Annotated in this window: 23 protein-coding genes; 15 read left to right on the top strand and 8 right to left on the bottom strand. The window is 72.7% G+C overall.

Going from position 1 to position 24715, the window contains the following annotated elements:
• Nucleotides 1-55: 55 nt before the first annotated feature.
• The 4 genes from AB0K51_RS18015 to AB0K51_RS18000 all read right to left on the bottom strand — a co-directional run bounded on the left by AB0K51_RS18015 (nucleotide 56) and on the right by AB0K51_RS18000 (nucleotide 4842).
• Nucleotides 56-604, bottom strand: coding sequence for an RNA 2'-phosphotransferase (locus AB0K51_RS18015; protein WP_363455939.1), 549 nt, complete (start codon nucleotides 602-604; stop codon nucleotides 56-58).
• Between the two features lie 30 nt (nucleotides 605-634).
• A complete protein-coding gene (locus AB0K51_RS18010) occupies nucleotides 635-2029 on the bottom strand; it encodes a metallopeptidase TldD-related protein (RefSeq protein WP_363455937.1) in 1395 nt (464 codons plus the stop codon).
• The gene (locus AB0K51_RS18005; protein WP_363455934.1) at nucleotides 2029-3594 is read right to left on the bottom strand and encodes a TldD/PmbA family protein; all 1566 of its coding nucleotides are present in this window, start codon (nucleotides 3592-3594) and stop codon (nucleotides 2029-2031) included. The genes AB0K51_RS18010 and AB0K51_RS18005 overlap by 1 nt, the downstream gene beginning before the upstream one ends.
• 117 nt (nucleotides 3595-3711) lie before the next feature.
• Nucleotides 3712-4842 carry an MBL fold metallo-hydrolase gene (locus AB0K51_RS18000; protein WP_363455932.1) on the bottom strand — a complete coding sequence of 377 codons (1131 nt, stop codon included), beginning with the start codon at nucleotides 4840-4842 and terminating at the stop codon, nucleotides 3712-3714.
• 243 nt (nucleotides 4843-5085) lie between these two features.
• Between AB0K51_RS18000 and fabG the strand changes: the two genes are divergently transcribed.
• Together fabG and fabI are read left to right on the top strand one after the other, a co-directional pair.
• Nucleotides 5086-5805 carry a 3-oxoacyl-[acyl-carrier-protein] reductase gene (gene fabG, locus AB0K51_RS17995; protein ID WP_363455929.1) on the top strand — a complete coding sequence of 240 codons (720 nt, stop codon included), beginning with the start codon at nucleotides 5086-5088 and terminating at the stop codon, nucleotides 5803-5805.
• A 2-nt stretch (nucleotides 5806-5807) separates the two neighbouring features.
• The gene (fabI, locus tag AB0K51_RS17990) at nucleotides 5808-6575 is read left to right on the top strand and encodes an enoyl-ACP reductase FabI (RefSeq protein WP_363455926.1); all 768 of its coding nucleotides are present in this window, start codon (nucleotides 5808-5810) and stop codon (nucleotides 6573-6575) included.
• A 72-nt stretch (nucleotides 6576-6647) separates the two neighbouring features.
• On the opposite strand, the gene AB0K51_RS17985 is transcribed toward fabI, so the two are convergent.
• Complete coding sequence (locus AB0K51_RS17985; protein WP_363455924.1) at nucleotides 6648-7319, bottom strand: FadR/GntR family transcriptional regulator; 672 nt, start codon at nucleotides 7317-7319, stop codon at nucleotides 6648-6650.
• Between the two features lie 78 nt (nucleotides 7320-7397).
• On the opposite strand from AB0K51_RS17985, the gene AB0K51_RS17980 reads away from it, so the two are divergent.
• The 3 genes from AB0K51_RS17980 (at nucleotide 7398) to AB0K51_RS17970 (ending at nucleotide 9414) form a co-directional block, all read left to right on the top strand.
• Nucleotides 7398-8654 (top strand): MFS transporter, encoded by a 1257-nt coding sequence (locus AB0K51_RS17980; protein WP_363455921.1) that lies wholly within the window; start codon nucleotides 7398-7400, stop codon nucleotides 8652-8654.
• Between the two features lie 10 nt (nucleotides 8655-8664).
• On the top strand, nucleotides 8665-8787 hold the full coding sequence (locus AB0K51_RS17975; RefSeq protein WP_363455918.1) for an SGM_5486 family transporter-associated protein: 123 nt from the start codon (nucleotides 8665-8667) through the stop codon (nucleotides 8785-8787).
• A 99-nt stretch (nucleotides 8788-8886) separates the two neighbouring features.
• Nucleotides 8887-9414, top strand: coding sequence for a histidine phosphatase family protein (locus AB0K51_RS17970; RefSeq protein ID WP_363455916.1), 528 nt, complete (start codon nucleotides 8887-8889; stop codon nucleotides 9412-9414).
• 179 nt (nucleotides 9415-9593) lie between these two features.
• Here the strand turns inward: AB0K51_RS17970 and serB are convergent, their stop codons facing one another.
• The gene (gene serB / locus AB0K51_RS17965; protein ID WP_363455913.1) at nucleotides 9594-10853 is read right to left on the bottom strand and encodes a phosphoserine phosphatase SerB; all 1260 of its coding nucleotides are present in this window, start codon (nucleotides 10851-10853) and stop codon (nucleotides 9594-9596) included.
• A gap of 191 nt (nucleotides 10854-11044) precedes the next feature.
• Between serB and AB0K51_RS17960 the strand changes: the two genes are divergently transcribed.
• The 3 genes from AB0K51_RS17960 (at nucleotide 11045) to AB0K51_RS17950 (ending at nucleotide 15577) form a co-directional block, all read left to right on the top strand.
• Nucleotides 11045-13729 (top strand): FHA domain-containing protein, encoded by a 2685-nt coding sequence (locus AB0K51_RS17960; protein ID WP_363455911.1) that lies wholly within the window; start codon nucleotides 11045-11047, stop codon nucleotides 13727-13729.
• A gap of 71 nt (nucleotides 13730-13800) precedes the next feature.
• Nucleotides 13801-14940, top strand: coding sequence for a GAF domain-containing sensor histidine kinase (locus tag AB0K51_RS17955; RefSeq protein ID WP_363455908.1), 1140 nt, complete (start codon nucleotides 13801-13803; stop codon nucleotides 14938-14940).
• The gene (locus tag AB0K51_RS17950) at nucleotides 14933-15577 is read left to right on the top strand and encodes a response regulator transcription factor (RefSeq protein WP_363455905.1); all 645 of its coding nucleotides are present in this window, start codon (nucleotides 14933-14935) and stop codon (nucleotides 15575-15577) included. The genes AB0K51_RS17955 and AB0K51_RS17950 overlap by 8 nt, the downstream gene beginning before the upstream one ends.
• A gap of 40 nt (nucleotides 15578-15617) precedes the next feature.
• On the opposite strand, the gene AB0K51_RS17945 is transcribed toward AB0K51_RS17950, so the two are convergent.
• Nucleotides 15618-16415 (bottom strand): hypothetical protein, encoded by a 798-nt coding sequence (locus AB0K51_RS17945; protein ID WP_363455902.1) that lies wholly within the window; start codon nucleotides 16413-16415, stop codon nucleotides 15618-15620.
• 133 nt (nucleotides 16416-16548) lie between these two features.
• On the opposite strand from AB0K51_RS17945, the gene AB0K51_RS17940 reads away from it, so the two are divergent.
• The 6 genes from AB0K51_RS17940 to AB0K51_RS17915 all read left to right on the top strand — a co-directional run bounded on the left by AB0K51_RS17940 (nucleotide 16549) and on the right by AB0K51_RS17915 (nucleotide 22169).
• Nucleotides 16549-17340: an ABC transporter ATP-binding protein gene (locus tag AB0K51_RS17940; RefSeq protein WP_363455899.1), complete on the top strand. Its 792-nt coding sequence runs from the start codon at nucleotides 16549-16551 to the stop codon at nucleotides 17338-17340.
• Between the two features lie 123 nt (nucleotides 17341-17463).
• A complete protein-coding gene (locus AB0K51_RS17935) occupies nucleotides 17464-17874 on the top strand; it encodes an NfeD family protein (RefSeq protein ID WP_363456104.1) in 411 nt (136 codons plus the stop codon).
• 10 nt (nucleotides 17875-17884) lie between these two features.
• On the top strand, nucleotides 17885-18913 hold the full coding sequence (locus AB0K51_RS17930; RefSeq protein ID WP_363455896.1) for an SPFH domain-containing protein: 1029 nt from the start codon (nucleotides 17885-17887) through the stop codon (nucleotides 18911-18913).
• 139 nt (nucleotides 18914-19052) lie between these two features.
• A complete protein-coding gene (locus AB0K51_RS17925) occupies nucleotides 19053-19820 on the top strand; it encodes a sulfite exporter TauE/SafE family protein (RefSeq protein WP_363455893.1) in 768 nt (255 codons plus the stop codon).
• A gap of 68 nt (nucleotides 19821-19888) precedes the next feature.
• Nucleotides 19889-20185, top strand: a complete 297-nt coding sequence (locus AB0K51_RS17920; RefSeq protein ID WP_363455890.1) for a 4a-hydroxytetrahydrobiopterin dehydratase — start codon at nucleotides 19889-19891, stop codon at nucleotides 20183-20185.
• A gap of 100 nt (nucleotides 20186-20285) precedes the next feature.
• Nucleotides 20286-22169: a PQQ-binding-like beta-propeller repeat protein gene (locus AB0K51_RS17915; RefSeq protein ID WP_363455888.1), complete on the top strand. Its 1884-nt coding sequence runs from the start codon at nucleotides 20286-20288 to the stop codon at nucleotides 22167-22169.
• A 78-nt stretch (nucleotides 22170-22247) separates the two neighbouring features.
• Here the strand turns inward: AB0K51_RS17915 and AB0K51_RS17910 are convergent, their stop codons facing one another.
• A complete protein-coding gene (locus tag AB0K51_RS17910) occupies nucleotides 22248-22757 on the bottom strand; it encodes an HNH endonuclease (protein ID WP_363455885.1) in 510 nt (169 codons plus the stop codon).
• A 226-nt stretch (nucleotides 22758-22983) separates the two neighbouring features.
• Here AB0K51_RS17910 and tyrS point away from each other — a divergent pair, with 226 nt between their 5' ends.
• Nucleotides 22984-24249 carry a tyrosine--tRNA ligase gene (tyrS, locus tag AB0K51_RS17905; protein ID WP_363455882.1) on the top strand — a complete coding sequence of 422 codons (1266 nt, stop codon included), beginning with the start codon at nucleotides 22984-22986 and terminating at the stop codon, nucleotides 24247-24249.
• Nucleotides 24250-24715 lie beyond the last annotated feature (466 nt).

Genomic DNA, 24715 nt, shown 5'->3' with positions numbered 1-24715 from the left:
TAACCCCGCTGACGCCCGGCGGACCCACGCGGGGTCGGCCGAGTCGCCGCGGGCGTCAGCCGAGCGGGGCGAGGTACTGCGGCGGAACCTCGCCGGTGAGCCAGACGCCGTTGTCGCTGACCCGGAACTCGTGCCCGTCGGCGGCCATCGCCGCCGCGTCGACCCGCAGGACGACCGGGCGGCCGTGCCGGGAGCCGACCCGGACCGCGGTGTCGGTGTCGGCCGAGAGGTGGACGTCCTGACGGGCCATCGGGCGCAGGCCCTCGGCCAGGATCGGGCCCAGGGTGCGGGTGGCGGTGCCGTGGTACAGCACCTCGGGCGGGACGGTGACGGGCAGGCCGAGGTCGACCTCGACGGTGTGGCCCTGGCTGGCCCGGATCGAGCGGCCGTCCGCGGAGTAGGCGAAGCGGCGCTTGTTGTTGGTGGCGACCACGTGGTCGAGCTCGGCCCGGGTCAGCGCCCGGCCGTGCCGGGCCAGCGCGGCGAGCAGGGTGTCGATCTCCACCCAGCCCGCCGCGTCCAGGGAGACCCCGACCGCTCCCGGGTCGTGCCGCAGGATGCGTGACAGCATCTTCGACGTCTTGACGGTGCGTTTCTCGTCCATCGGGGTCCCCCGTTGTCGTTCGACGGCCGGTCAGGAGGCCTGACTGACCGAGCTCATGTTGAAGTCGGGCACCCGGACCGGCGGCATCGCCGCCCGGGTGAACCAGTCGCCCCACTCGCGGGGCAGGCAGCGTTCGGTGCGGCCCGCCTCGGTGATCCGGCCGAGCAGGTCGACCGGGGACTCGTTGAAGCGGAAGTTGTTGACCGCGCCGACCACCTCGCCGTTCTCGACCAGGTAGACGCCGTCCCGGGTCAGGCCGGTGAGCAGCAGGGTGGCCGGGTCGACCTCGCGGATGTACCAGAGGCAGGTGAGCAGCAGGCCGCGCTCGGTGGAGGCGATCATCTGGTCCAGGGTCGGCGCGTCGGGCGCGCCGGTCTCCAGCACCAGGTTGTCGATCGGCGGGGTGAGCGGGAGGTCGGCCAGGCCGGCCGAGTGCCGGGTGGTCAGCAGGTTGGCGAGGCGGCCCTCGCGCAGCCAGTCGGTGGCGGCGAGCGGCGCGCCGTTGTCGAAGACCGAGTCGTTCTCGCCCGAGGAGCGGGTGAGCGCGAACGGCGCGGCCTGCAGGCCGGGTTCGGCGGGGTCGGAGCGCAGGGTGAGCGGCAGCGGGCTGAGCTGCTCGCCGATCCGGGTCCCCCCTCCGGCCTTGGAGAAGACCGAGCGGCCCTCGATCGCGTCCCGCGCGCCGGACGACCAGGAGAGGTAGACCATCAGGTCGGCGACGGCGGACGGCGGCAGGACGGTCTCGTAGCGGCCGGCCGGCAGGTCGATCCGCTTGCGGCCCCAGCCGAGCCGGCGGGTGACCTCGGCGTGCAGGGCGGTGACGTCCACGTCGGTGAAGTCCCGGGTGGCCGCGCCGACCCAGGCGGAGCCGGCGAGGTCGGCGGTCTTGCCGTTCAACTCGACCGAGCCGGTGGGCTGGTCGTGCCGCAGCCGGACGCCGGTGGAGGTGCCGAGGTAGCTGGAGAGCACCTCGTGCCGGGCGAAGCCGTACAGCAGCTCGCCGCCCGCGCGGGCCCGGGCGAAGGCCTCGCCGAGGGCGGGGGCGAAGTCGGCGAACACCTCGACGGAGGTGGTGGCCGGCGGTTCGGTGAAACGCGGGTCGACGCCCTGGGCGGTGATCAGCGGCTGGGCGTCCTCGGCGGGTTCGGCGGCCCGGGCGGCGGCCTCGGCGGCGCGCACCAGCTGCTCCACCTCGTCGAGGGTGGCGGCCTCCTGGGCGACCACGCCGGCCGCGGTGCCCTGCGCGCCGTCGACGGTGGCGATCACGGTGAGCCGGCGGCCGCGGGTGACGCCGTTGGTGGTCAGCGCGTTGCCGGCCCAGCGCAGGTTGGCGGTGGACTCCTCGTCGGCGATCACCACGCAGCCGTCCGCTCGGGACAGCTCCAGGGCGCGCTCGACCAGCTCGTGGGGGTGCGTGAGGGACATCAGTGACCCGCCTCCTGCTGGGTGTTGAGCACGTTGACCTGACGGAACAGCGCGGACGGGCAGCCGTGGCTGACCGCGGCGACCTGGCCCGGCTGGGCCTTGCCGCAGTTGAAGGCCCCGCCGAGCACGTAGGTCTGCGGGCCGCCGACGGCGCTCATCGAGCCCCAGAAGTCGGTGGTGGTGGCCTGGTAGGCGAAGTCCTTGACCTGGCCCGCGAGTTCGCCGTTGCGGATGGCGTAGGCGCGCTGGCCGGTGAACTGGAAGTTGTAGCGCTGCATGTCGATCGACCAGGAGCGGTCGCCGACGATGTACAGGCCGTTCTCCACCTGGGAGAGCAGGCCCGCGGTGTCCGGGCCGTCGGCCGCGGGCTGCAGCGAGACGTTGGCCATCCGCTGCACCGGGACGTGCGCCGGGGAGTCGGCGTAGGCGCACCCGTTGGAGCGCCCGAAGCCCTTCAACTGCGCCATCGGACGGTCGAGTTGGTAGCCGACCAGGACGCCGTCGCGGATCAGGTCCCAGGACTGGGTGGCCACCCCCTCGTCGTCGTAGCCGATGGTGGCCAGGCCGTGCTCGGCGGTCCGGTCGCCGGTGACGTGCATCAGCTCCGAGCCGTACTTCAGCGAGCCCAGCTGGTCGAAGGTGGCGAACGAGGTGCCCGCGTAGGCGGCCTCGTAGCCGAGCGCCCGGTCCAGCTCGGTGGCGTGGCCGATCGACTCGTGGATGGTCAGCCACAGGTTGGACGGGTCGATCACCAGGTCGTAGCGGCCCGCCGCGACGCTCGGCGCGGCCATCTTCTGCGCCAGCAGCTCGGGCAGCTCGGCCAGTTCGGCCTCCCAGTCCCAGCCCACCCCGCGCGGGCTGCGATCTTCGGGGGATGACCCCCGAGCCCCCGCGAGATATTCCCAACCGCGGCCGGCCGGCGGCGCGATGGTGCGCATCGAGTCGAAGGCGCCGGTGCGCTCGTCCACGCTGGTCGCCTCCAGCCACGGGTGCAGCCGCACCCGCTGCTGGGTGGTGACGGTGCCCGCGGTGTCCGCGTAGAACTTGTTCTCCTGGACCGTCAGCACCGCCGCCGACACGTGCGAGACGCCGTCCGCCGCGAGCAGCCGCGAACTCCACTCGGCGAGCAGCCCGGTCTTCTCGGCGTCCGGCACCTCGAACGGGTTGACCTCGTACGCGGAGACCCACGAGGCGTCCGGGTACACCGGCTCCGGGGCCAGCTCGACCCGCTCGGCGGAGCCCGCCGCCCGGCTGATCCCGCCGGACAGCCGGGCCACCGCGACCGCCTGCTCGGCCACCGCCGCGGCCGCCTCCGGGGTGAGGTCCACGCCCGCGGCGAAGCCCCACGCGCCGTCCAGCAGCACCCGGACGGCGAAGCCCAGCTGCACGGTGTCCGAGGAGCCCGCCGGGCGGGCGTCGCGCAGCCGCCAGGCCGCCGAGCGGACCCGCTCCAGGCGGAAGTCGGCGTGCGCGACGCCGAGTTGCCGTGCCCGGGAGAGCGCGGCGTCGGCCAGCGGCCGCAGCGGATAGGCGAGGAACTGGGGGTCCAGCGCGGAGGGGGGCATCGGGCTCCCTGGATCGAGGGTGCGTCAGGCCGCCCCCGGGCCGAGGGCGCCCGATCGCATCATCCCCGGCCAGCGCGGTTTCGGCCAGCAATTATCCCCGCGCGCCCTGACGGACCGTCAGGCCAGTGCCTCCCACCAGCCGTCCAACTCCGGCGGGTTGGCCACCTCGACCCGCTGACCCGGCCGCGGCACCGCCAGCGGCACGCCCTGCGCCTTCGCCTCCGCCAGCAGCCGCTCCACCGGCTCCGCCCAGCGGTGCGGCGCCAGGTTGAACGTGCACCAGTGCACCGGCAGCAGCAACCCGCCGCGCAGCTCCAGGTGCGCCCGGACCGCCTCCTCCGGGTTGAGGTGGATGTCCGCCCAGGCGTCGTCGTACGCGCCGATCGCCATCAGCGCCGCGTCGAACGGGCCGTGCTGCTCGCCGACCCGGGCGAAGCCCTCGAAGTAGCCGGAGTCGCCGGTGAAGAACACCTTGCGCTGCTGCCCGGCGATCACCCACGAGCCCCACAGCGTGGTGTTCCGGGTCAGGCCGCGGCCGGAGAAGTGGTGCGCGGCGGTCAGCGTCAGCGTCAGCTCGCCGAGCGTGCAGGTCTCGTCCCAGTCCAGCTCGATGATCCGGTGCTCCGGCACGCCCCAGCGGCGCAGGTGCCCGCCGATGCCCAGCGGCACCGCGAACGGCGCCGACTGCAGCTCGACCAGCTGCTGCACGGTGTCCAGGTCCAGGTGGTCGTAGTGGTCGTGCGAGATCAGCACCGCGTCCACCGGCGGCAGCGCCGCCAGCTCCACCGGCACCGGGTGCAGCCGCTTCGGGCCCGCCAGGTGCGAGGGCGAGCAGCGGTCCGACCAGATCGGGTCCACCAGCACCCGGCTGCCCTCGACCTCCAGCAGCGCCGAGGCGTGCCCGAACCAGGTCACCGCCACCCCGTCCGAGGCCTGCTCCACCGGCTCCGGGCGGACCACCGGCACCGGCAGCTCCGGCACCCGGCCGTCCCGCTCGAACAGCATCCGCCGCAGCGTCGCCGAGTCCGGGAAGCCCGGCGCGGACCTGGCCAGCTCGGACGGCGCGTTGTGGAACACCCCGTCCCGGAACTGCGGCGAGGTGCGCACCCGCACGTCCAGCGGGTCGGGACGGCGCCCGAACTGCGCCGGCAGCCCGCGCAGCGCCCACGCCGCGGCGCCCGCCACCGCCAGCCCCGCCGCCAGCACCAGTGCCCGACGGCCCGACCGGCCAGGGTCTGCACCACTCATCGCGTCCGCTCCGATCGGCTCGCTCTTCGGCGCCCGGACTCTCCGACACGCCTCCGGGCCAACGGCCGCCGAGCACTCCGCGTTCCCGCCCCGGACCGGGCCACCCATTGTCGGATTGCCACAGATCTCGCCCGGCGCGCCTGTCGGAGGCCGCTTCGCCCAAGCTCGCACCCTACCGATAGCGTCGCAGGTGGCGTATGCGCGCACGTCGCCCGCGCGCACATCTAGAGAGAAGGTGGACCGTTGAGCCGCTCGGTACTCGTCACCGGAGGTAACCGGGGCATCGGCCTGGCCATCGCGCTGGCCTTCGCCGAGGCGGGCGACAAGGTCGCCATCACCAGCCGTTCGGGCGAGGTCCCCGCGGAGCTGGCCAAGTACGACGTCCTCGCGGTCCGCGCCGACATCACCGACGCCGCGCAGGTCGAGGCCGCGTACACCGAGATCGAGGCCGCGCACGGCCCGGTCGAGGTCCTGGTCGCCAACGCCGGCATCACCCGGGACACCCTGCTGCTGCGCATGTCCGAGGAGGACTTCACGTCCGTCCTCGAGACCAACCTCACCGGCACCTTCCGGACGGTCAAGCGGGCCGCCGCGAAGATGCTGCGCGCGCGCAAGGGCCGCGTCGTGCTGATCTCCTCGGTCGTCGGCCTGAGCGGCTCGGCGGGCCAGGCCAACTACGCCGCCTCCAAGGCCGGCCTGGTCGGGTTCGCCCGCTCGCTCGCCCGCGAACTGGGCTCCCGCAACATCACCATCAACGTGGTGGCGCCCGGCTTCGTCGACACCGACATGACCGCAGTGCTCAGCGAGGAGCGCCGCAAGGAGATCGTCTCCGGCGTCCCGCTGGGCCGCTACGCCGCGCCCGCCGAGATCGCCTCGGCCGTGCGGTTCCTGGCCTCCGACGAGGCCGCGTACATCACTGGTGCCGTCATTCCCGTGGACGGCGGATTGGGCATGGGTCACTGACCATGACTGGAATTCTCGAAGGCAAGCGCATCCTGATCACCGGCGTGCTGATGGAGTCCTCCATCGCCTTCCACACCGCGAAGCTCGCCCAGGAGCAGGGCGCCGAGATCATCCTCACCGCCTTCCCCCGGCCCAGCCTCACCGAGCGCATCGCCAAGAAGCTGCCGAAGCCGGTCACGGTCCTCGAGCTCGACGTCTCCAGCGCGGAGCAGCTGGCCGGCATCGCCGACCAGGTCCGCGAGCACCTGCCCACCCTGGACGGCATCGTCCACTCCATCGGCTTCGCCCCGCAGGACGCGCTCGGCGGCAACTTCCTCGACACCCCGTGGGAGTCCGTCGCCACCGCCATGCAGGTCTCCGCGTACTCGCTGAAGTCCCTCACCATGGCGCTCCTCCCGCTCATGCAGGACGGCGGCTCGGTGGTCGGCCTGACCTTCGACGCGCAGTTCGCCTGGCCGCAGTACGACTGGATGGGCCCGGCGAAGGCCGCCCTCGAGTCGACCAACCGCTACCTCGCCCGCTACCTCGGCGAGCGCGACATCCGCTGCAACCTGATCTCGGCCGGCCCGCTCGGCACGATGGCCGCCAAGTCGATCCCCGGCTTCCCGGCCCTCGCCGCCACCTGGGAGACCCGCTCCCCGCTCAAGTGGGACCTCACCGACCCCGAGCCGGCCGGCCGCGGCGTGGTCGCCCTGCTCAGCGACTGGTTCCCGAAGACCACCGGCGAGATCGTCCACGTGGACGGCGGGTTGCACGCCATCGGCGCCTGAGGCACACGGGTAGGTAGTCAGGGGCTCTGGGGGGATGCCCCCAGGGCCCCTGTTGTGGTCTCCCTGAGTGCATCACTTTTCCGTCTTGCAGAAGCCGATCGCGCGGCCCGCTTCGGTGGAGGCGCGTTCGGGGTCGCCGTCGCGGATGGCGTCGAGGATGGCGGTGTGCGGGACCCAGCGGTGGGGGAGCAGGGCGGGGCCGACGTCGTGGCGGAGGTGGGCGCGGAGGACTTCGCCGAGGTCGGCGTAGACCGCGGCGAGGACGTCGTTGTGGGCCGCGGCGACGACGGCCTGGTGGAATGCGGCGTCGGCCTGGATGAAGTCCTCCGGGTCGCCCGCGTGCCAGGCGGCATCGCGTCGCTCGAGTGCCGAGCCGAGCAGTTCGAGGTCGCGTGCGGTGCGGCGGACCGCGGCGAAGCCCGCGGCCGAGGTCTCCAGGGTGGCGCGCAGCTCGGCGACCTGGTCCTGGTCGGCGTCGGCGAACCGACGGTGCATCACGCCGGCGAGTTCGCTGGTGGCGAGGACGTAGGTACCGGAGCCCTGGCGGATGTCGAGCAGCCCGTTGTGGGCGAGCGCTCGGACGGCCTCGCGAATGGTGTTGCGGGCGACGCCGAGCTGGTCGACCAGTTCCGCCTCGGTGGGGATGCGTGAGCCGACCGGCCATTCGCCCGAGGTGATCTGCGAGCGCAGCTGGGCGATCACCTGGTCGGAGAGCGGGGTGCGGCGAGTGGTCGACAGCGCCAAGGTCGGACTCCTTCTGTGGTCTACGTCATCAGGATACCGGCGTGCGATAAGTCATCCCATGATTCTATGATTACGCCCATGCCGACCGCAGCCGACCGCACCGCCACCCAGCCGAAGACCGTCGACCTCCCCTCGTCCGCCCCCGCCCGCAGCGGCGGCGCCGCCGTGCTGCTCGCCGTGGCGGTGGCCGCCGCCGCGCTCAACCTGCGCCCGGTGGTGACCAGCCTCGGGCCGCTGCTCGACCGGGTCCGCGAGGACCTGGGGATGAGCGCGACCATGGCGGGCCTGCTGACCGCCGTGCCGCCGCTGTGCTTCGCCGCGGTGGGCTTCGCGGCGCCTTCGCTGGCCCGCCGGATGGGCCCGCTCACCGTGGTGACCGCGGGCATGGGGGCGATCGCCGCGGGCGTGCTGGCCCGCTCGTTCACCGGGTCCGCCGCGCTGTTCCTGCTGCTGACCGCGGTGGCACTGGCCGGGGTGGCGCTGGCGAACGTGCTGCTGCCGGTGGTGATCAAGCGGTACTTCCCGGACCGGGTCGCCCCGATGATCGGCCTCTACTCGATGGCGCTGTCGGTCGGTACCTCGCTGGCGGCCGCCGCGACCGTGCCGCTGACCAGCGCGCTGGGCGGCAGCTGGCGGGTCGGCCTCGGGCTGTGGGGCGTGCTGGCGGTCGCCGCGCTCGGGATCTGGCTGGTGGTGTGGTTCCTGCGCCGGGAGCGCGGCGGCCGGACCGCGGCCGGTGCGCACACCCGGCTGCCGATCGTCCGCAGCCGCACCGCGTGGGCGCTGGCCGCGTTCTTCGGACTGCAGTCGACCAGCGCGTACAGCGCGATGGGCTGGCTGCCGAAGATCTACCAGGACGCCGGGGTCTCCGAGTCGGCGTCCGGCGTGCTGCTCGCGGTGGTGATGGCGATCAGCGTCCCGGTCTCCTTCCTGCTGCCCAACCTGGCCGCCCGCCGCGGCGACCAGCGCCGGTACGTGGTGGCGCTGGGGCTGTGCGGGATCACCGGCTTCCTGGGCCTGCTGTTCGCGGCCGGGACGGTGCCGTGGCTGTGGGCGGTGCTGGTGGGCCTGTCGATGTGCGCCTTCCCGCTCGCGCTGACCATGCTCGGCCTGCGCGCCCGCACCCCCGGCGGGGTGACCCAGCTGTCCGCGTTCGCGCAGAGTGTGGGCTACCTGATCTCCATCCCCGGCCCGATCCTGGTCGGCGCGCTGTACCAGCGCACCGGCGACTGGTACCTGCCGCTGGGCCTGCTGGCCGCGCTGCTGGTGCCGCAGATCCTGGTCGGCCTGCGGGCGGCCAGGGCCCGGCACATCGAGGACGAGGTCGTCGGCTAGGCTCGCGGGCATGCCCGTACTCGACCCGAACCCCCAGAACGGCCAGAAGAAGCTGCTGCAGATGCTCGGCCTGATCGCCGCGATCGTGGTGGTCATCTCGATCGTGGCCACCGTCGCCCGGAACCTGGGCTGACCCGCAGTTCGGGGCCCTTTGCCGAAGCCGCCACCCCTGCGGGTGGCAGCTTCGCGGACCACGCGACCCGGCGGCGGTTTTCTGCGAAGCTCTAGGGGTATGAGCGCCGACACTCCTCGTAGGATCATCGTTCTCCGCCATGCCCGGGCCGACTGGCCCAACCAGGTCACCGACCACGAGCGGCCGCTGGCCGACCGCGGACGCGGGCAGGCCACGGACGCGGGCCGCTGGCTCACCGACTCCGGGATCAATCCCGACCACGTGCTCTGCTCCGACGCCCTGCGCACCCGCGAGACCTGGAAGCTGGTCGCGCACGAGCTGCCCAAGCGGCCCCGCAGGACGGTCTACGAGGACCGGGTCTACGAAGCCCAGCCCGGGCAGCTGATCGAAGTGATCCAGGAGACCCCCGAGGAGCACACCGACCTCCTGCTGGTCGGCCACAACCCCGGCGTCCTCGGCCTCACCCAGGTCCTGGCCGGCGACGAGGGCGACACGGAGGCCCTCAACCGCCTGCGCCTCAACGGCTTCCCCCCGGCCGCAGTCGCCGTCCTGAGCCTCAACGCCTCCTGGAAGCAGGTCGAACCCGGAATCGCCCGGCTCGACTCCTACTTCCTCCCCCAAGACTGAGAGCCCCGAAAGGGGCCCTCCGGGGCCCTTCAGGGGCCCGGGGAACGGCGGGAGTGCGTGACGGTGGGGGTACGAGGGCGCTGCGAGGTCCGGGCGCATGGAGGTCTCCAAAAACCACCAGCCAAGCCGAGACCGTCAGACACTCGCCTCGCAGTTCTCCGAGCCCCTGAAATGCCCCCTCAGTGGTCAGTGGCCCCGTCCAGCTCGTCCGCCGCCTCGACCTCTTCCCGGGTGACGCCGAGCAGGTAGAGCACGGTGTCGAGGAACGGCACGTTGACCGCGGTGTCGGCCTGCTCCCGCACCACCGGCTTGGCGTTGAACGCCACGCCCAGGCCGGCCGCGTTCAACATGTCGAGGTCGTTCGCGCCGTCGCCGATCGCCACCGTCTGCTCCAGCGGCACGCCGGCCTGTTCGGCGAAGCGGGCCAGCCAGCGGGCCTTGCCGGCGCGGTCGACGATCTCGCCGGTGACCCGGCCGGTGAAGCGGCCGTCGACCACCTCGAGGGTGTTGGCCGCCGCGAAGTCCAGGCCGAGGCGTTCGACCAGGTGCTCGGTGACCTGGGTGAAGCCGCCGGAGACGATCGCCACCTGGTAGCCGAGTCGCTTCAGGGTGCGGATCAGGGTGCGGGCGCCGGGGGTGAGGCGGACCTCGGCCCGGACCTTCTCGGTGACGGTGGCGTCCAGGCCGGCCAGCAAGGCGACGCGGGCGCGCAGCGACTCGGCGAAGTCCAGTTCGCCGCGCATCGCCTGCGCGGTCACCTCGGCGACCTGCTCCTCGCAGCCCGCGTGGGCGGCGAACAGCTCGATCACCTCGTCCTGGATCAGCGTGGAGTCGACGTCCATCACCACCAGGCGCTTGGCCCGGCGGTGCAGTCCGGCCTTCACCACGGCGATGTCCACGCGCTGGGCGGCGGCCTCGGCGGCCAGCACGGTGCGCAGTTCCTCGGTGGGGACGCCGGAGACGGCCAGCTCGACCGCGGTCACGGGGTACTTGGCGAGGCGGAACACGCGGTCGATGTTGCCGCCCGCGGCGGAGACCCGGCTGGTGAGTGCGGCGACGGCGGCGGCGGTGAGCGGGTGGCCGAGCACGGTGACGTGCGAACGGCCCTCGCGGCGCGGGCGGTTGTCGCCGGTGCCGGAGATGATCTCGGCCTGCAGGCGGTTCTCCTCCGCCCAGCGGTGGACGGTGACCCGCAGGGTGCCCTCGACGCCCGGCGCGGGCGGCGGGGTGACCAGGGCGCACAGCGTTATCCGGCCCCGGGTGACCACCTGCTCGATGTCGATGACCTCGACGCCGAAGTCCGCCAGGGTGGTGAACAAGCCCGCGGTGATGCCCGGGCGGTCCTTGCCGAACACCTTGACCAGCAGCGTGCGCTCGTCCTCGGAGCTCCGGGACGGGGCGGCGGGGAGGGCCTGAGCGGCCGGATCTGTTCCGTTCATGGTGCGTCCCACGCTACCGGGCCCGCCCGCGCGGCCACGCCACCCGTCCGCCCCGTGGGACGCCGGGCGTACCCCCGCCGGACACCCGTAGGCCCTTTGCGACATGCTCCGGACAGTGTTGCCGGGCGGTCACAGTCCAGCGGCCCGACTTTCGAGGGGAGCGCGGCGGCTGGAATGATTCCCCCCGTCAGATGCACATCCTGGGGCCGGAGAGCGGGGCGGGCGGACAGTTGCCGCAACTCGTACTAGAGATTGACGGCCGGCAGCGGGTTCTGGAGCCCGGCCGGTCCTACACCATCGGGCGCGACCCGAACTCGGACTTCCCGTTCGACGACGCCAGGGTCTCCTGGCGGCACGCCAGCCTGACCTTCGACGGCACCGGCTGGCAGCTCACCGACCACGGCTCCACCAACGGCACCTTCGTGGGCGGCGCCCGGGTCGCGCAGACCGCCGTCCACCCGGGCGGGGTGATCCACCTCGGAAACGGGCAGAACGGGCCCCGGCTGGCGTTCAGCGCCCCGGCCGGCGCGCCGGCCGCGCCCAGCGACATCCACGAGGCCGCCACCAGCCGGGCCACCCCCGGGCAGCAGGCGCCGTACCAGCAGCAGCCGTTCCCGGGCGGGCCGGCCGCGCCGCAGGGCCACCGGCCGCCGCCGGTGCAGCAGCCGATCCCGCAGAGCTGGGACGCCCCCACCCCGCGGCCCGGCTTCCCGCAGCAGCAGAGCGCGCCGGTGCAGCAGCCGGCCGTGCCGCCGCAGGCGCCGTACCAGCAGCCGCCGGTGACGCCGGGTCAGCCGCCGGTCCAGCCGCAGCCTCCGGTCCACCCGCTCGGCGGGCAGCCGCAGCAGGGCGGCGGTCTGGGCAACCCGACCATGGTGCGCAGCCTGGCCGCCGGGATGCGCACCATCCGGATCGGCCGCGCGCTGGACAACGACATCGTCGTCTCCGACCTGCAGGTCTCCCGGCACCACGCCGAGCTGCGGCAACTGCCGGACGGGCGCTGGGAGATCGTCGACCTCGGCAGCCACAACGGGATCTTCCTGAACGGCCAGCCGGTGCAGCGCCAGCTGATGGGCCCGCAGGACCGGCTCACCGTCGGCCACTCCTCCTTCGTGCTGGTCGGCGACCAGCTGCAGGAGTTCGTCGACAACGGCGCCGTCACCTTCTCCGCGCACCACCTGACGGTGGAGGTGGAGCACAAGGGCGGCAAGAAGATCCTGCTCAACGACGTGAGCTTCTCCGTCCCGGAGAAGTCGCTGGTCGCGGTGATCGGCCCGTCCGGCTCCGGCAAGTCGACCCTGCTGCGCGCGCTGACCGGCTACCGGCCCGCCGACCGCGGCGAGGTGCTGTACGACGGCCGCAACCTGTACCGGCAGTTCGCCGAACTGCGGTCCCGGATCGGCCTGGTGCCGCAGTCGGAGATCCTGCACAAGGAGCTGACCGTCCGCACCGCGCTCAAGTACGCGGCCCGGCTGCGCTTCCCCGGCGACACCGAGTCGGCCGAGCGCGAGCGCCGGATCGACGAGGTGCTGTACGAGCTGCGCCTGGACAAGCGCGCCGACAACCGGATCACCGCGCTCTCCGGCGGCCAGCAGAAGCGCGTCTCGGTCGCCCTGGAGCTGCTCACCAAGCCGTCGCTGATCTTCCTGGACGAGCCGACCTCCGGCCTCGACCCGGGCATGGACCGCGAGGTGATGCAGACCCTGCGCGGCCTCGCCGACGACGGCCGCACCGTCCTGGTGGTCACCCACTCGGTCGCCGAACTCGCGCTCTGCGACCGGCTGCTGGTGATGGCCCCGGGCGGCTCGGTGGCGTACTTCGGCCCGCCCGGCGAGGCGCTGCACTTCTTCGGGTACGAGACCTGGGCGGACGTCTTCCAGGCGTTCGAGAACTACCCCGACCACGACTGGGCCGGGCGCTACCGCAACTCGGTGCACCACCGGCAGTACTCGGCCGACGTGGACGCGGTGGCCACCCAGGCGCAGCCCAACGTGCACGCCCAGATGCGTCCATCGAAGCCGCAGAGCTGGGGCTCCCAGCTGTGGACGCTGATCCGCCGCTACCTGTCGGTGATCGCCTCCGACAAGGGCTTCATCGCGCTGTCGGTGCTGCTGCCGCTGGTGCTCGGCGCGGTCTCCGCGGTGATCCCCGACAAGTGCGGCCTGGCACCGTGCGGCAACGGCCGCAACGACGTCGCCCGGCTGATCCTGATGGTGGTGGCGTTCTCCGCCTGCCTGTCCGGCTCGGCCAACTCGGTCCGTGAGCTGATCAAGGAACGGGCGATCTACGAACGCGAACGCGCCACCGGGCTCTCCCGGTCCGCGTACCTGCTGTCGAAGATCATCGTGCTGGGCGCGATCAGCTTCCTGCAGGGCGGCATCATCTCGGCGATCGCCTTCAAGGTCCGCACCCTGCCCGCCGAGGGCCTGCTGCTGAAGCACATGCCGGCCGCCGAGATGGCGATCGGCGTGATCCTGCTGAGCTTCTCCTCGATGATGGTCGGCCTGGCGATCTCCTCGCTGGTGAAGACCGCCGAGAAGACGATGCCGCTGCTGGTGATGTTCGCCATCGTGCAGATGGTCTTCACCGGCGCGATCTTCCAGCTCTTCGACAAGCCCGGCCTGGAGCAGTTCGCCTGGCTGATGCCCGCCCGCTGGGGCGTCGCCGCCAGCGGCAACACGCTCGACCTCGCGCACATCTCCCCGGTCGTGGTGGCCCGCCCGCCGGAGACCTCCCCGGTCGACCCGCTGTGGGACCACTCGATCGGCTACATGATCCTCAACTGGATCGCGATGATCGTGATCTCGGTGGGTCTGGCCTTCGCCATCCAGCGCTTCCAGAAGCGCCACGAGCCGGAGGTCATGCAGAAGGGCTAGCCGCTCTGACCTACGACGTAGGTCCTGCGGCCGAGGCGGCGGGCGTGATCACCGGGGTAGCGTGTGGCGGTATGGACACCCCGGGACGCGACCCGTCGCTTCGCGCGATCGAGGCGGTGAGCGCCGCCGTCCTCGCGATGAGCCGCCCGCTGGAGGTGCGGGAGGTGCTGCAGCGGATCACCGCCTCCGCGCGCACCCTGCTCGGCGCCGAGTACGCCGCCCTCGGCCTCCCGGACGACCACGGCGGCTTCGCCCAGTTCGTGGTCGACGGCGTCAGCGACGAGCAGTGGCGCGCGATCGGACCGCTGCCCCGCCAGCACGGGGTGCTGGCGACGATGCTGCACGACCGCGGCCCGACCCGGCTCGGCGACGTCCGCACCGCTCCCGACTTCGGCGGCTGGCCGGACGCGCACCCCGAACTCACCGACTTCCTCGGCATGCCGATCATGGACGAGGGCGAGATCGCCGGTGCGCTGTTCCTGGCCAACAAGCCGGGCGGCTTCACCGACCAGGACGAGGAACTGCTGCGCATCCTGGTCGCGCACGCCGCCCTCGCCCTCGCCAACGCCCGCCTGTACGAGCGCAGCCGCGAACTGACCCTCTCCGGCGAGCGGGCCCGGATCGCCCACGACCTGCACGACGCGGTGTCGCAGAAACTGTTCTCGCTGCGGCTCACCGCCCGCGCCGCCGCGAAGCTCGTCGACCGCGACCCCGCCCGGGCCCGCGCCGAACTCGCCGAGGTGGCCCGGCTGGCCGCCGAGGCGGCCGACGAACTGCGCGCGGTGGTGATCGAGTTGCGCCCCGCCGCGCTGGAGGAGGACGGCCTGGTCGCCACCCTCGCCTCCCAGGTCCAGGTGCTGGACCGCGCCCACACCGCCAAGGTGCACTTCACCGCCACCGGGGTGCGGGCGCTGCCCGCCGCGCAGGAGGCGGCGCTGCTGCGGGTCGCCCAGGAGGCGCTGCACAACGCGCTGCGCCACGCGGAGGCCGGGCAGGTCGCCGTCACCCTGACCGCCACCCCGACCCGCGGGGTGCTGCTGACGGTCCGTGACGACGGCCGGGGCTTCGACCCGGAGTCGGTGCGGCGGGCCGGCCGGCACCTCGGCCTGGTGTCGATGCGCGACCGCGCGGCCGCGGTCGGCGGCCGGCTCACCCTGGAATCCGCCCCGGGCCGGGGCACCCTGGTCGAACTGGAGGTCCCCGGTGCCTGACACGACGTCACCGATCCGCGTGCTGCTGGTGGACGACCACCAGGTGGTCCGCCGCGGCCTGCGCACCTTCCTGGAGGTGCAGGACGACATCGAGGTGGTGGGGGAGGCCGCGGACGGCGCGGAGGCGGTCGAACAGGCCGCCGCGCTCGCCCCCGACGTGGTGCTGATGGACCTGAAGATGCCGAACGTGGACGGCATCGAGGCGCTCCGGCTGCTGCGCGAACGCGGCAGCGGGGCCCGGGTGCTGATCGTCACCAGCTTCACCGAGCACCGCACCATGGTCCCGGCGCTGCGGGCGGGCGCGGCCGGCTACGTGTACAAGGACGTCGACCCGGAGGCGCTGGCCGGGGCGATCCGCTCGGTGCACTCCGGACACGTGCTGCTGCAGCCGGAGCTGGCCGCCGCGCTGCTCGCCGAGGACACCCCGGCCGTCCCGCAGGGCCGGGGCGGCAACCTCACCGACCGCGAGCGCGAGGTGCTCTCGCACATCGCCGACGGCCGCTCCAACCGGGAGATCGCCCGCACCCTGCACCTGTCCGAGAAGACCGTGAAGACCCACGTCTCCAACATCCTGATGAAACTGGACGTCGCCGACCGCACCCAGGCCGCCCTCTGGGCCGTCCGCCACCAGGGCTGACGCGTCCTCAGCCGCGCTGCGCCCCAGGGGTGACCTGGTGTCAGCCGCGTTCGTCGACCGCGGCGTTGTAGGCGGCTACCTGGGCGCGGCGGGCGGTGCGGTCCAGGGGGGCGAGGATCTCCCGGCGGGCGGCCATCTCGGCGGCGGAGACCGCTGCGCCGTGCCCGTCGGAGGCGATCGACAGCAGCGCGGCGACCTGCCGGGCGGACTCCAGCACCCGTACGGCGCGCGGCGGGTAGCCGGGGGCTAGCAGCTCGCTGTGGCCGCGGCGGCGGAAGGCCTCCAGCGCGCGCAGCGTCTCCGGACCGGCCCCGGCGACGTCGAGCCGGGTCAGCAGCGCGGTGGCCTCGCGCAGCCCGTCGGCGAGTTCGCGTTCCGCCTCGTCCAGTGACGGCACGTCCGCGGGCCGCCCGTCGTCGACCGGCAGGCACTGCCACAGCACCCGGACGCCCTGGTCGCCGGCCGGGCCGTACACCTCGACCTCGGGGACCAGGCCGAGCGGGGCGCCGACCGCGAGGACGGCCTCGCCGGCGCCCATGGCAAGGGAGTTGAAGGCGGGCGGCCCGCACAGCCCGAGCGGGTGTCCGGCCACCGGGAGGGCCAGGCGCAGGCCGGTGACGCCCTGGGCGCGCAGCCGGCCCAGCGCCCAGGTCAGCCCGTGCAGCGAGTCCGGCGGCTCCCCGGGCAGCCCGGTGACGCGGTGCGCGTCGTCGACGCCCTGGACCGCGGTGACCGCGTCGTCGGGGGAGGCGGCCCCGGCCAGCAGCGCGTTGCCCCACGCGGTGAGGCGTCCCGAACGGGGTTCTTGGTACGGATTGTCGGCAGGAGTGGCGAGCATCGGACCAGCCTACGGACAACCGGGCCAGGCGGGTGGCGTAGGTTTGGCCTGACACAGGTGGACCGCACCCCGAAGGACCGTACCCGCAGGTCCCACGGACGGCCGGATTCTTGCATTTGGGGAAGGCGTAGGCATGAGCGACGTGCTGGAGCTGGTGGACGTTTCCGTGGTCCGGGAGGGTCGCGCACTCGTCGATCACGTGTCCTGGTCGGTCAAGGAGGGCGAGCGCTGGGTGGTGCTCGGCCCGAACGGCGCGGGCAAGACGACGCTCCTCCAGGTCGCGTCCACCTACCTGTTCCCGACCTCCGGCGAGGCGGCCGTGCTCGGCGAGAAGCTCGGCAGCGTCGACGTCTTCGAGCTGCGCGCCCGGGTCGGCCTGGCCAGCGCCGCGATGTTCGACAAGCTCCCGCCGGAGCAGACCGTGCTGCAGACCGTCCTCACCGCCGCGTACGGGATGACCGCGCACTGGCAGGAGACCTACGAGCAGTCCGACGAGGACCGCGCGCTGGTGCTGCTCGACCGGATGGGCATGGCGGCGTTCACCGACCGCAAGTTCGGCACCCTCTCCGAGGGCGAGCGCAAGCGCACCCTGATCGCCCGCGCCCTGATGACCGACCCCGAGCTGCTGCTGCTCGACGAGCCGGCCGCCGGCCTCGACCTCGGTGGCCGCGAGGACCTGGTGCGCCGGCTCGGCGCGCTCGCCCAGGACGAGTTCGCGCCGTCCATGGTGATGGTCACCCACCACGTCGAGGAGATCGTGCCCGGCGTCACCCACGTGCTGATGATCCGTCAGGGCAAGGTGCTGACGGCCGGTCCGATCGAGACCGCGCTCACCTCGCGCAACCTGTCGCACTGCTTCGGCCTGCCGCTGACCGTCGAGCGGCACGGCGACCGGTGGACCGCGCAGGGCCTCCCGCTCGGCTGATTCCCGCCGTTCGGCGCGGCGGCGGAAACCGATCGTACATACGGCCGGTTTCCGCCCGTCCACCTGCGGGAAGCCACACGGGGAGAGCCCGCACCTCCCTAGGATGGATCTGTGGACAACTGGATCTGGTGGCTTCTGCTCGCCGTCGGCCTCGGCATACCGCTGGTGGTCACCGCGATGCCCGAGTTCGCGCTGTTCGCGGCCGGCGCCGGCGCCGCCGCGCTGACGGCCGGTCTGGGCGGCGGCGTGGTACCCCAGTTCCTGGTCTTCGTCGGGGTGTCGGCGGCGCTGCTGGTGTTCGTCCGGCCGGTCGCCTACCGCCTGCTCAACAAGGGCCCGGAGTACCGCACGGGCGTGGCGGCGCTCACCGGCGCCACCGCAGTCGTACAGGAAACAGTCGACGGGAACGGCGGCCGGATCAAGCTCAACGGCGAGATCTGGTCGGCCCGTGCGCTCAATCCGGGGGCGGTCTTCGAACCCGGGCAGCAGGTCGACGTCGTGGAAATCCAGGGCGCCACCGCCCTGGTCGTCTAGGGGAGAAGCGTTGGAACCCGTCCTCATCGTGCTGGTCGTCCTGGTCGTGGTGGCCTTCATCGCGCTGATCAAGACGATCCAGGTGATCCCGCAGGCGAGCGCGGCGATCGTGGAGCGCTTCGGCCGCTACACCCGCACCCTCAGCGCGGGCCTGAACATCGTCGTCCCGTTCATCGACACCATCCGCAACCGGATCGACCTGCGCGAGCAGGTCGTCCCGTTCCCGCCGCAGCCGGTGATCACCTCGGACAACCTGGTGGTCAACATCGACACCGTCATCTACTACCAGGTGACCGACCCGCGGGCGGCGACCTACGAGGTGGCCAGCTACATCCAGGCCATCGAGCAGCTCACCGTCACCACCCTGCGCAACATCATCGGCTCGATGGACCTGGAATCCACCCTGACGTCCCGTGAGGTGATCAACGCCGGCCTGCGCGGCGTCCTCGACGAGGCCACCGGCCGCTGGGGCATCCGGGTCAACCGGGTCGAGCTGAAGGCGATCGAGCCGCCGACCTCCATCCAGGACTCGATGGAGAAGCAGATGCGCGCCGACCGCGACAAGCGCGCCGCGATCCTCACCGCCGAGGGCGCCCGGCAGGCCCAGATCCTGCGCGCCGAGGGTGAGAAGCAGGCCGCCGTGCTGCAGGCCGAGGGTGAGGCGCAGGCCGCCGTGCTCAAGGCCGACGGTGAGGCCGCCGCGATCCGCACCGTCTTCGAGGCCATCCACGAGGGCGACGCCGACCAGAAGCTGCTCGCCTACCAGTACCTGCAGACCCTGCCGCAGCTCGCCCAGGGCGACTCCAACAAGCTGTGGATCATCCCCAGCGAGGTCGGCGACGCGCTCAAGGGCCTCGGCGGCGCCTTCACCGGCATGGCCGGCGGCAACGGCAACGGTGGTGGCGCGGCAGCCGTCCCGCCGCCCGCCAGCCGCGTCCCGGTCGACCCGGCCAGCGGTCCGCGTCCGGTGGACACCGAGAACAAGACCGCCCGCCCGCGGGTCGAGCCGACCCGCGAGTACCCGAAGATCGACGAGTAGTCAGCCGCCCCGCAGGCCCCGTCCGACCACGCGTCGGGCGGGGCCCGCGCGCGTTCCGGATCGCGGACGCCCCCTGGCCAAGCGCTGAGACGGTCCGGCATGATCAACCGGCCGACAGCACCAACCGAGGGGAAAGCAGATGACAGTCTGGGAGGCGCTCGCCGTCCTGCTCGCCGGAGTCGCCGCCGGCACCATCAACACCATCGTCGGCTCCGGCACCCTGATCACCTTCCCCACCCTGCTGGCCGTCGGCCTCCCCCCGGTCACCGCCAACGTCTCCAACACCCTCGGCCTCGCCCCCGGCTCGCTCGCCGGCGCCCTCGGCTACCGCGCCGAACTCGCCACGCAGCGCCGCCGCCTGCTCCGCCTCGGCACCGCCTCGCTGATCGGCGGCCTGACCGGCGCCGTCCTGCTGATCACCCTGCCCAGCAAGGCCTTCGACGCCATCGTCCCGGTCCTCATCCTCACCGCGCTGGTCCTGGTCGTGCTGCAGCCCCGGGTCGCCCGCGCGATGGCCGCCCGCCGCGCCGCCGGCACCGCCCGCCCGGCCGGCGACGGCGGCTGGCTGCTCACCGTCTGCGTCGGCCTCACCGGCATCTACGGCGGCTACTTCGGCGCCGCCCAGGGCGTCCTGCTGCTCGCCCTGATGGGCATGCTGCTCCCCGACGACCTGCACACCATCAACGGCATCAAGAACGTCCTCGCGCTGATCGTCAACGGCGTCGCCGCGGTCTTCTTCGTCTTCACCTCCACCATCGACTGGACCGCCGCCGCACTGATCGCCGTCGGCGCCACCCTCGGCGGCGTGCTCGGCGCCAAGGTCGGCCGCCGGCTGCCCCCGCCCGCCCTGCGCGCACTGATCGTGGTCGTCGGCCTCGCCGCCGTCACCAAGCTGCTCTTCCTGTGACCGGCGCGCCGCGACCCGACGTAGGCTCGGCGATGGAAGCCGCCTCCCGCACCGGACGGAGCCACGCCATGAGCCGCACCCGCCTGACCGAGGACCAGATCACCGCCGCCCTCGCCGAACTCCCGGACTGGCAGCGCACCGGAGAGGCCATCGCCCGCACCGCCGAGACCGCGAGCTTCCCCACCGCGATCCGGGTCGTGGACGCCGTCGCCGAGCAGGCCGAGCGGCTCGACCACCACCCCGACATCGACATCCGCTGGCGCACCCTCACCTTCGTCCTCTCCACCCACAGCGCAGGCGGCCTGACCAGCCTCGACGTCACCCTCGCACACCTGATCGACCAGGCCCTGGAGGCCACCGCCTGACCCCGGCCCACCCCCGGGCCCGCAAAGTTCCGGCAAAACCCGTGCCCCGACCGTGAGATGCTGGCTGCTTGCCAGACCGCAGTCGGGACGGACGGAACGCATGGCTCAGGACCCCACGACGCCCGGGTACGACCACCAGCAGCCCTGGTACCCCCCACCGCAGCAGCAGGTCTACGGCGAGCAGCAGGCCGCCTACCAGGACCCGCAGCAGCAGGCCTACGGCGGCTACCAGCAGCCCGGATACGTGGACCCCGACACCCAGCTCTACTACCAGCAGCAGGTCTACGGCGAGCAGCAGCTGTACGCGGACCCGCAGCAGGCGTACCAGCAGCCCTTCCCCCAGCAGCAGGGCTACGCCGAGCAGGCGTACCCCGCGCAGGCCTACCAGGACCAGGCCTACCAGCAGCAGGCCTACGCCGACCCGAACCACGGCTACCAGCAGCACACCGGCTACCAGGACCCGGCGGCCCAGCTCTACACCGCCGCCGCCCCCGGGCAGCAGCAGGCCGAGCCGGCCCCGCAGACCACCGACCCCGGACCGGTCACCGCCACCGACTACCCGCAGACCAGCGCCGCGGACCCCTTCGCGCCCGGATCCGACGGAACGTCAACCATCTACCAGGACACCGCCGACAGCCCCGCCGGCCGCCGCCGCGGCGGCGGCAAGCCGGCCCTCGGCCGCCGCGCCCTCGCGGTGCGGGTCGGCGCCGGCGTCGCCGCCCTCGCCGTCCTGGTCACCGCCGGCGTGCTCGCCACCTCGGGCGGCGACGACAAGCCCACCGCCAAGGGCGACCAGGGAACCACCCAGAACATCGCCGTCGCCCACACCAAGGCCTGGACCGCCGCCGTCGACCCCGCCGCCGCGCAGGGCGCCGACGACACCCTCGCCGGCAGCTGGCTGCTCGCCGACACCGTGGTCCGCGCCGACGCCACCGGCGTCCGCGCCTACGCCCTCGCCGACGGCAAGCCCGCCTGGACCCTCGCCCCGCCCGCCGACGGCGCCGTCCCCTGCGGACTCTCACCCACCGTCAACCCGTCCGGCCTCGGCGCCGTCGTCTACCGCGGCAGCGCCGACCCCAAGAGCCCCTGCAGCACCGCCGTCGCCGTCGACACCAAGACCGGCAAGGCCGCCTGGAGCAAGGGCTTCTCCGACGCCAAGGAGAACTACGCCGCGCACGTCGCCGTCACCGACGACAAGGTGATCGCGATCGGCGACGACAAGGCCGTCGCCTGGGCCGCCGCCGACGGCAAGGACGCCTGGCAGTACGCCGGCCAGGGCAAGTACTGCACCCTCTCCGGCGGCGCCGGCGGCGCAACCGTCCTGCTGCACAGCAGCTGCGCCGACTCCAACCCGGTCGACCAGGCCGTCGCCCTCAACGCCGCCGACGGCAAGGTCAAGTACTGGCGCGGCCTCAACAACCAGCCCAAGACCGTCACCGTGCTCTCCGCCGAACCCGCCGTGGTGCTCACCACCGGCGCCCAGCCCGCCGACGACCGGGTCTTCGCCTGGGGCGCCGAGGGCGACCCGGCGGTCGAGATCCCGCTCGCCGTCGAGGGCGGCGGCCGGCTGGACGTCGCCCACGGCACCTTCGCCGCCGTCCCCGGCGTCTACTTCCACGACCACACCATGTTCACCGGGGTCGTCCCCGGCGGCGGCGGCAGCCCCGCCGCCGTCGCCGCCTACGACCTCACCACCGGCAAGCCGCAGTGGCGCACCCCCATCGCCGAGAAGGGCAAGGCCCGCCCCGCCGGCGTCGACGCGGGCGGCCTGCTGCTCGCCGTCGACGAACGCCTCGACCAGCCCGCCCACCTCAGCCGCTTCGCACTGGCCGGCGGCCAGGAGACCCAGGGCGGCGCCTTCCCGCAGGGCACCGGCTCGCTGCTCGGCGCGGGCCGGGTGCTCAGCGGCGGCGGCCACCTGGTCGCGGTCCCCGAGCACTCCACCAACTTCGGCATCGCCACCGGCTTCACCAGCAAGGGCTGACCCCCCGTCAGCCACCGCACGGCCCACATGGAAGACGGGCCCGACCTGTCCCCTGATCAGGTCGGGCCCGTCGGCCTCTCACGCGCTCGCCGGCAGCCAGGCGGCGAGCTCCCCGAGCTCGCCCGCCCGCAGCCCGAGCGCAAGCATCAACGTGGCCTCCGGCGTCGGCTCGAACGGCCGCCGCAGCAGCCGCATCCCCGCCTGCTCCGGCGTCCGGTCCGCCTTGCGCTGGTTGTCCTCCGCGCAGGCCGCCACCGTGTTCAGCCAACTGTCCGCGCCACCGCGCGACTTCGGCACCAGGTGGTCCACCGTGGTGCCCCGCCGCCCGCAGTACGCGCAGCGGTGCTGGTCCCGTGCCAGCACGCCCCGCCGCGACCACGGCGCCTGTTGTCGGAACGGCACCCGCACGTACCGGTTCAGCCGGATCACCCGCGGCACCGGCACCTGGACGCCCGTGCCCCGCACCACCCGCAGCGGATGCGCCTGCTCGACCACCGCCTTGTCCTGGAGCACCAAGACCACGGCGCGGCGCAGCGGCACCGTGGTCAGCGGTTCGTAGCTCGCGTTCAGTACCAATGTGTTGCGCATCCCGGGCCACCTCCAGTGCTCACCCCCCGCCGCTCGGCGGTGGCACCACTCTGAACGCCCGCACCCCGCCCGACAACGGAATTTCCGACCCGCCCGGCCCGGCACCCGCCCTGCGCGGAAACCCCCTGGCCCGGAACGCGTAGGCTCTACGACGCTGGAGTCGTCCAGGCGCGGGCCCGACGGGCCGCCGGCGCGCCGGACCCCCGACCGAAGGAGAAGCGGGACCGTGACCGACATCGTCGACGAGCTGCAGTGGCGCGGGCTGATTGCCCTGTCCACTGACGAGGACGCACTGCGCAAGGCGTTCGCGGACGGCCCGGTCACGTTCTATTGCGGCTTCGACCCGACCGCGCCCAGCCTGCACCTCGGCAACCTGGTCCAGATCCTGACCATGCGCCGCATCCAGCAGGCCGGCAACCTCCCGCTCGGCCTGGTCGGCGGCGCCACCGGCCTGATCGGCGACCCCAAGCCCACCGCCGAGCGCGTCCTCAACGACCCCGAGACGGTGGCCGGCTGGGTCGACCGCCTGCGCGGCCAGATCTCCCGATTCCTCGACTTCGACGGCCCGTACGCCGCCCGCATGGTCAACAACCTGGACTGGACCTCGGGCATGTCGGCGATCAGCCTGCTGCGCGACGTCGGCAAGTACTTCCGGGTCAACAACATGATCGCCAAGGAGGCGGTCGCCCGCCGCCTCAACTCGGACGCCGGCATCAGCTACACCGAGTTCAGCTACCAGATCCTCCAGGGCATGGACTACCTGGAGCTGAACCGCCGCCACAACTGCACCCTGCAGACCGGCGGCAGCGACCAGTGGGGCAACCTCACCGCCGGCACCGACCTGATCCGCAAGGCCGACGGCAAGTCCGTGCACGCCCTCGCCACCCCGCTGATCACCAAGGCCGACGGCACCAAGTTCGGCAAGACCGAGTCCGGCACCGTCTGGCTCGACCCCGAACTCACCACCCCGTACGCCTTCTACCAGTTCTGGCTGAACGCCGACGACCGCGACGTCGCCAAGTTCCTGCGCATCTTCTCCTTCCGTTCCCGTGAGGAGATCGAGGAACTGGAGCGCGAGACCGCCGACCGCCCCGCCGCGCGCCTCGCCCAGCGCGCCCTCGCCGAGGAACTCACCACCCTCGTCCACGGCGCGGACCAGTACGAGCGCGCCGTCGCCGCCTCCAAGGCGCTCTTCGGCCAGGGCGACCTCGCCGACCTGGAGTCCGACACCCTGGCCGCCGCCCTCGCCGAGGTCCCCAAGGCCACCGTCACCGAGCTCGGCCAGCTCGTCGACCTCCTGGTCGAATGCGGCCTGGCCCCCAGCCGCTCCGCCGCCCGCCGCACCATCAAGGAAGGCGGCGCCTACCTCAACAACGCCAAGGTCACCGACGAGGAGGCCACCGCGGCCGACTCCGACCTGCTGCACGGCCGTTGGCTGGTCCTCCGGCGCGGCAAGCGCAACCTCGCCGCCATCGAACTCACCAGCGCCTGAAGGTAGTTGAGAGTTCCCATGAGTCCGGATCGAACCCGAACGGACCATCAGGTGGCTTGAAACACACGCCAGTTGACCTGCTGACCCACCAACGACGGGCCGGATCCAGCCAGATCCGGCCCGTCGTGTTTGACTCTCCCGGATCCGTCACCTAACGTAGTCCGAGTCGCCTCTTCCGGCCGTGACCGGGAGGCGGAACCCCAAACCCTGCTGAGCGATCCGTCGCGCGCCCATTCGAATTCCGACTGGGAAATGCGGACCGGATAAGTCTGCTAGAGTTCGGGGGCGCCGAAAGGGAAAAACCTTCAAAGGGAAACCCCAGGGCGAAAGCGAGTCGGGAAAGAGCACAAGCTCGGATCTGATAAGCTGGAAACACGAAAGAACGAAGCGCCCGGAGGGTCGGTCGGAAGGCCGCCTGAAGGAAGTGTCCGTTCCTTGAGAACTCAACAGCGTGCCAAAAGTCAAC

The organism is Kitasatospora sp. NPDC049285, from assembly GCF_040678815.1.
In the GTDB taxonomy this organism is placed as follows: Bacteria; Actinomycetota; Actinomycetes; order Streptomycetales; family Streptomycetaceae; genus Kitasatospora.
This window is presented reverse-complemented; position numbering and strand designations above follow the sequence as displayed.

Coding starts and splice junctions, on each gene's coding strand:
- AB0K51_RS17925 (WP_363455893.1), top strand. CDS start 19,053: ATGACAGTCTGGGAGGCGCTCGCCGTCCTGCTCGCCGGAGTCGCCGCC.
- AB0K51_RS17980 (WP_363455921.1), top strand. CDS start 7,398: ATGCCGACCGCAGCCGACCGCACCGCCACCCAGCCGAAGACCGTCGAC.
- AB0K51_RS17960 (WP_363455911.1), top strand. CDS start 11,045: ATGCACATCCTGGGGCCGGAGAGCGGGGCGGGCGGACAGTTGCCGCAA.
- AB0K51_RS17920 (WP_363455890.1), top strand. CDS start 19,889: ATGAGCCGCACCCGCCTGACCGAGGACCAGATCACCGCCGCCCTCGCC.
- AB0K51_RS17955 (WP_363455908.1), top strand. CDS start 13,801: ATGGACACCCCGGGACGCGACCCGTCGCTTCGCGCGATCGAGGCGGTG.
- AB0K51_RS17915 (WP_363455888.1), top strand. CDS start 20,286: ATGGCTCAGGACCCCACGACGCCCGGGTACGACCACCAGCAGCCCTGG.
- AB0K51_RS18000 (WP_363455932.1), bottom strand. CDS start 4,842: ATGAGTGGTGCAGACCCTGGCCGGTCGGGCCGTCGGGCACTGGTGCTG.
- AB0K51_RS18010 (WP_363455937.1), bottom strand. CDS start 2,029: ATGTCCCTCACGCACCCCCACGAGCTGGTCGAGCGCGCCCTGGAGCTG.
- AB0K51_RS17945 (WP_363455902.1), bottom strand. CDS start 16,415: ATGCTCGCCACTCCTGCCGACAATCCGTACCAAGAACCCCGTTCGGGA.
- AB0K51_RS17910 (WP_363455885.1), bottom strand. CDS start 22,757: ATGCGCAACACATTGGTACTGAACGCGAGCTACGAACCGCTGACCACG.
- fabI (WP_363455926.1), top strand. CDS start 5,808: ATGACTGGAATTCTCGAAGGCAAGCGCATCCTGATCACCGGCGTGCTG.
- AB0K51_RS17975 (WP_363455918.1), top strand. CDS start 8,665: ATGCCCGTACTCGACCCGAACCCCCAGAACGGCCAGAAGAAGCTGCTG.
- AB0K51_RS17970 (WP_363455916.1), top strand. CDS start 8,887: ATGAGCGCCGACACTCCTCGTAGGATCATCGTTCTCCGCCATGCCCGG.
- AB0K51_RS18015 (WP_363455939.1), bottom strand. CDS start 604: ATGGACGAGAAACGCACCGTCAAGACGTCGAAGATGCTGTCACGCATC.
- AB0K51_RS18005 (WP_363455934.1), bottom strand. CDS start 3,594: ATGCCCCCCTCCGCGCTGGACCCCCAGTTCCTCGCCTATCCGCTGCGG.
- AB0K51_RS17940 (WP_363455899.1), top strand. CDS start 16,549: ATGAGCGACGTGCTGGAGCTGGTGGACGTTTCCGTGGTCCGGGAGGGT.
- serB (WP_363455913.1), bottom strand. CDS start 10,853: ATGAACGGAACAGATCCGGCCGCTCAGGCCCTCCCCGCCGCCCCGTCC.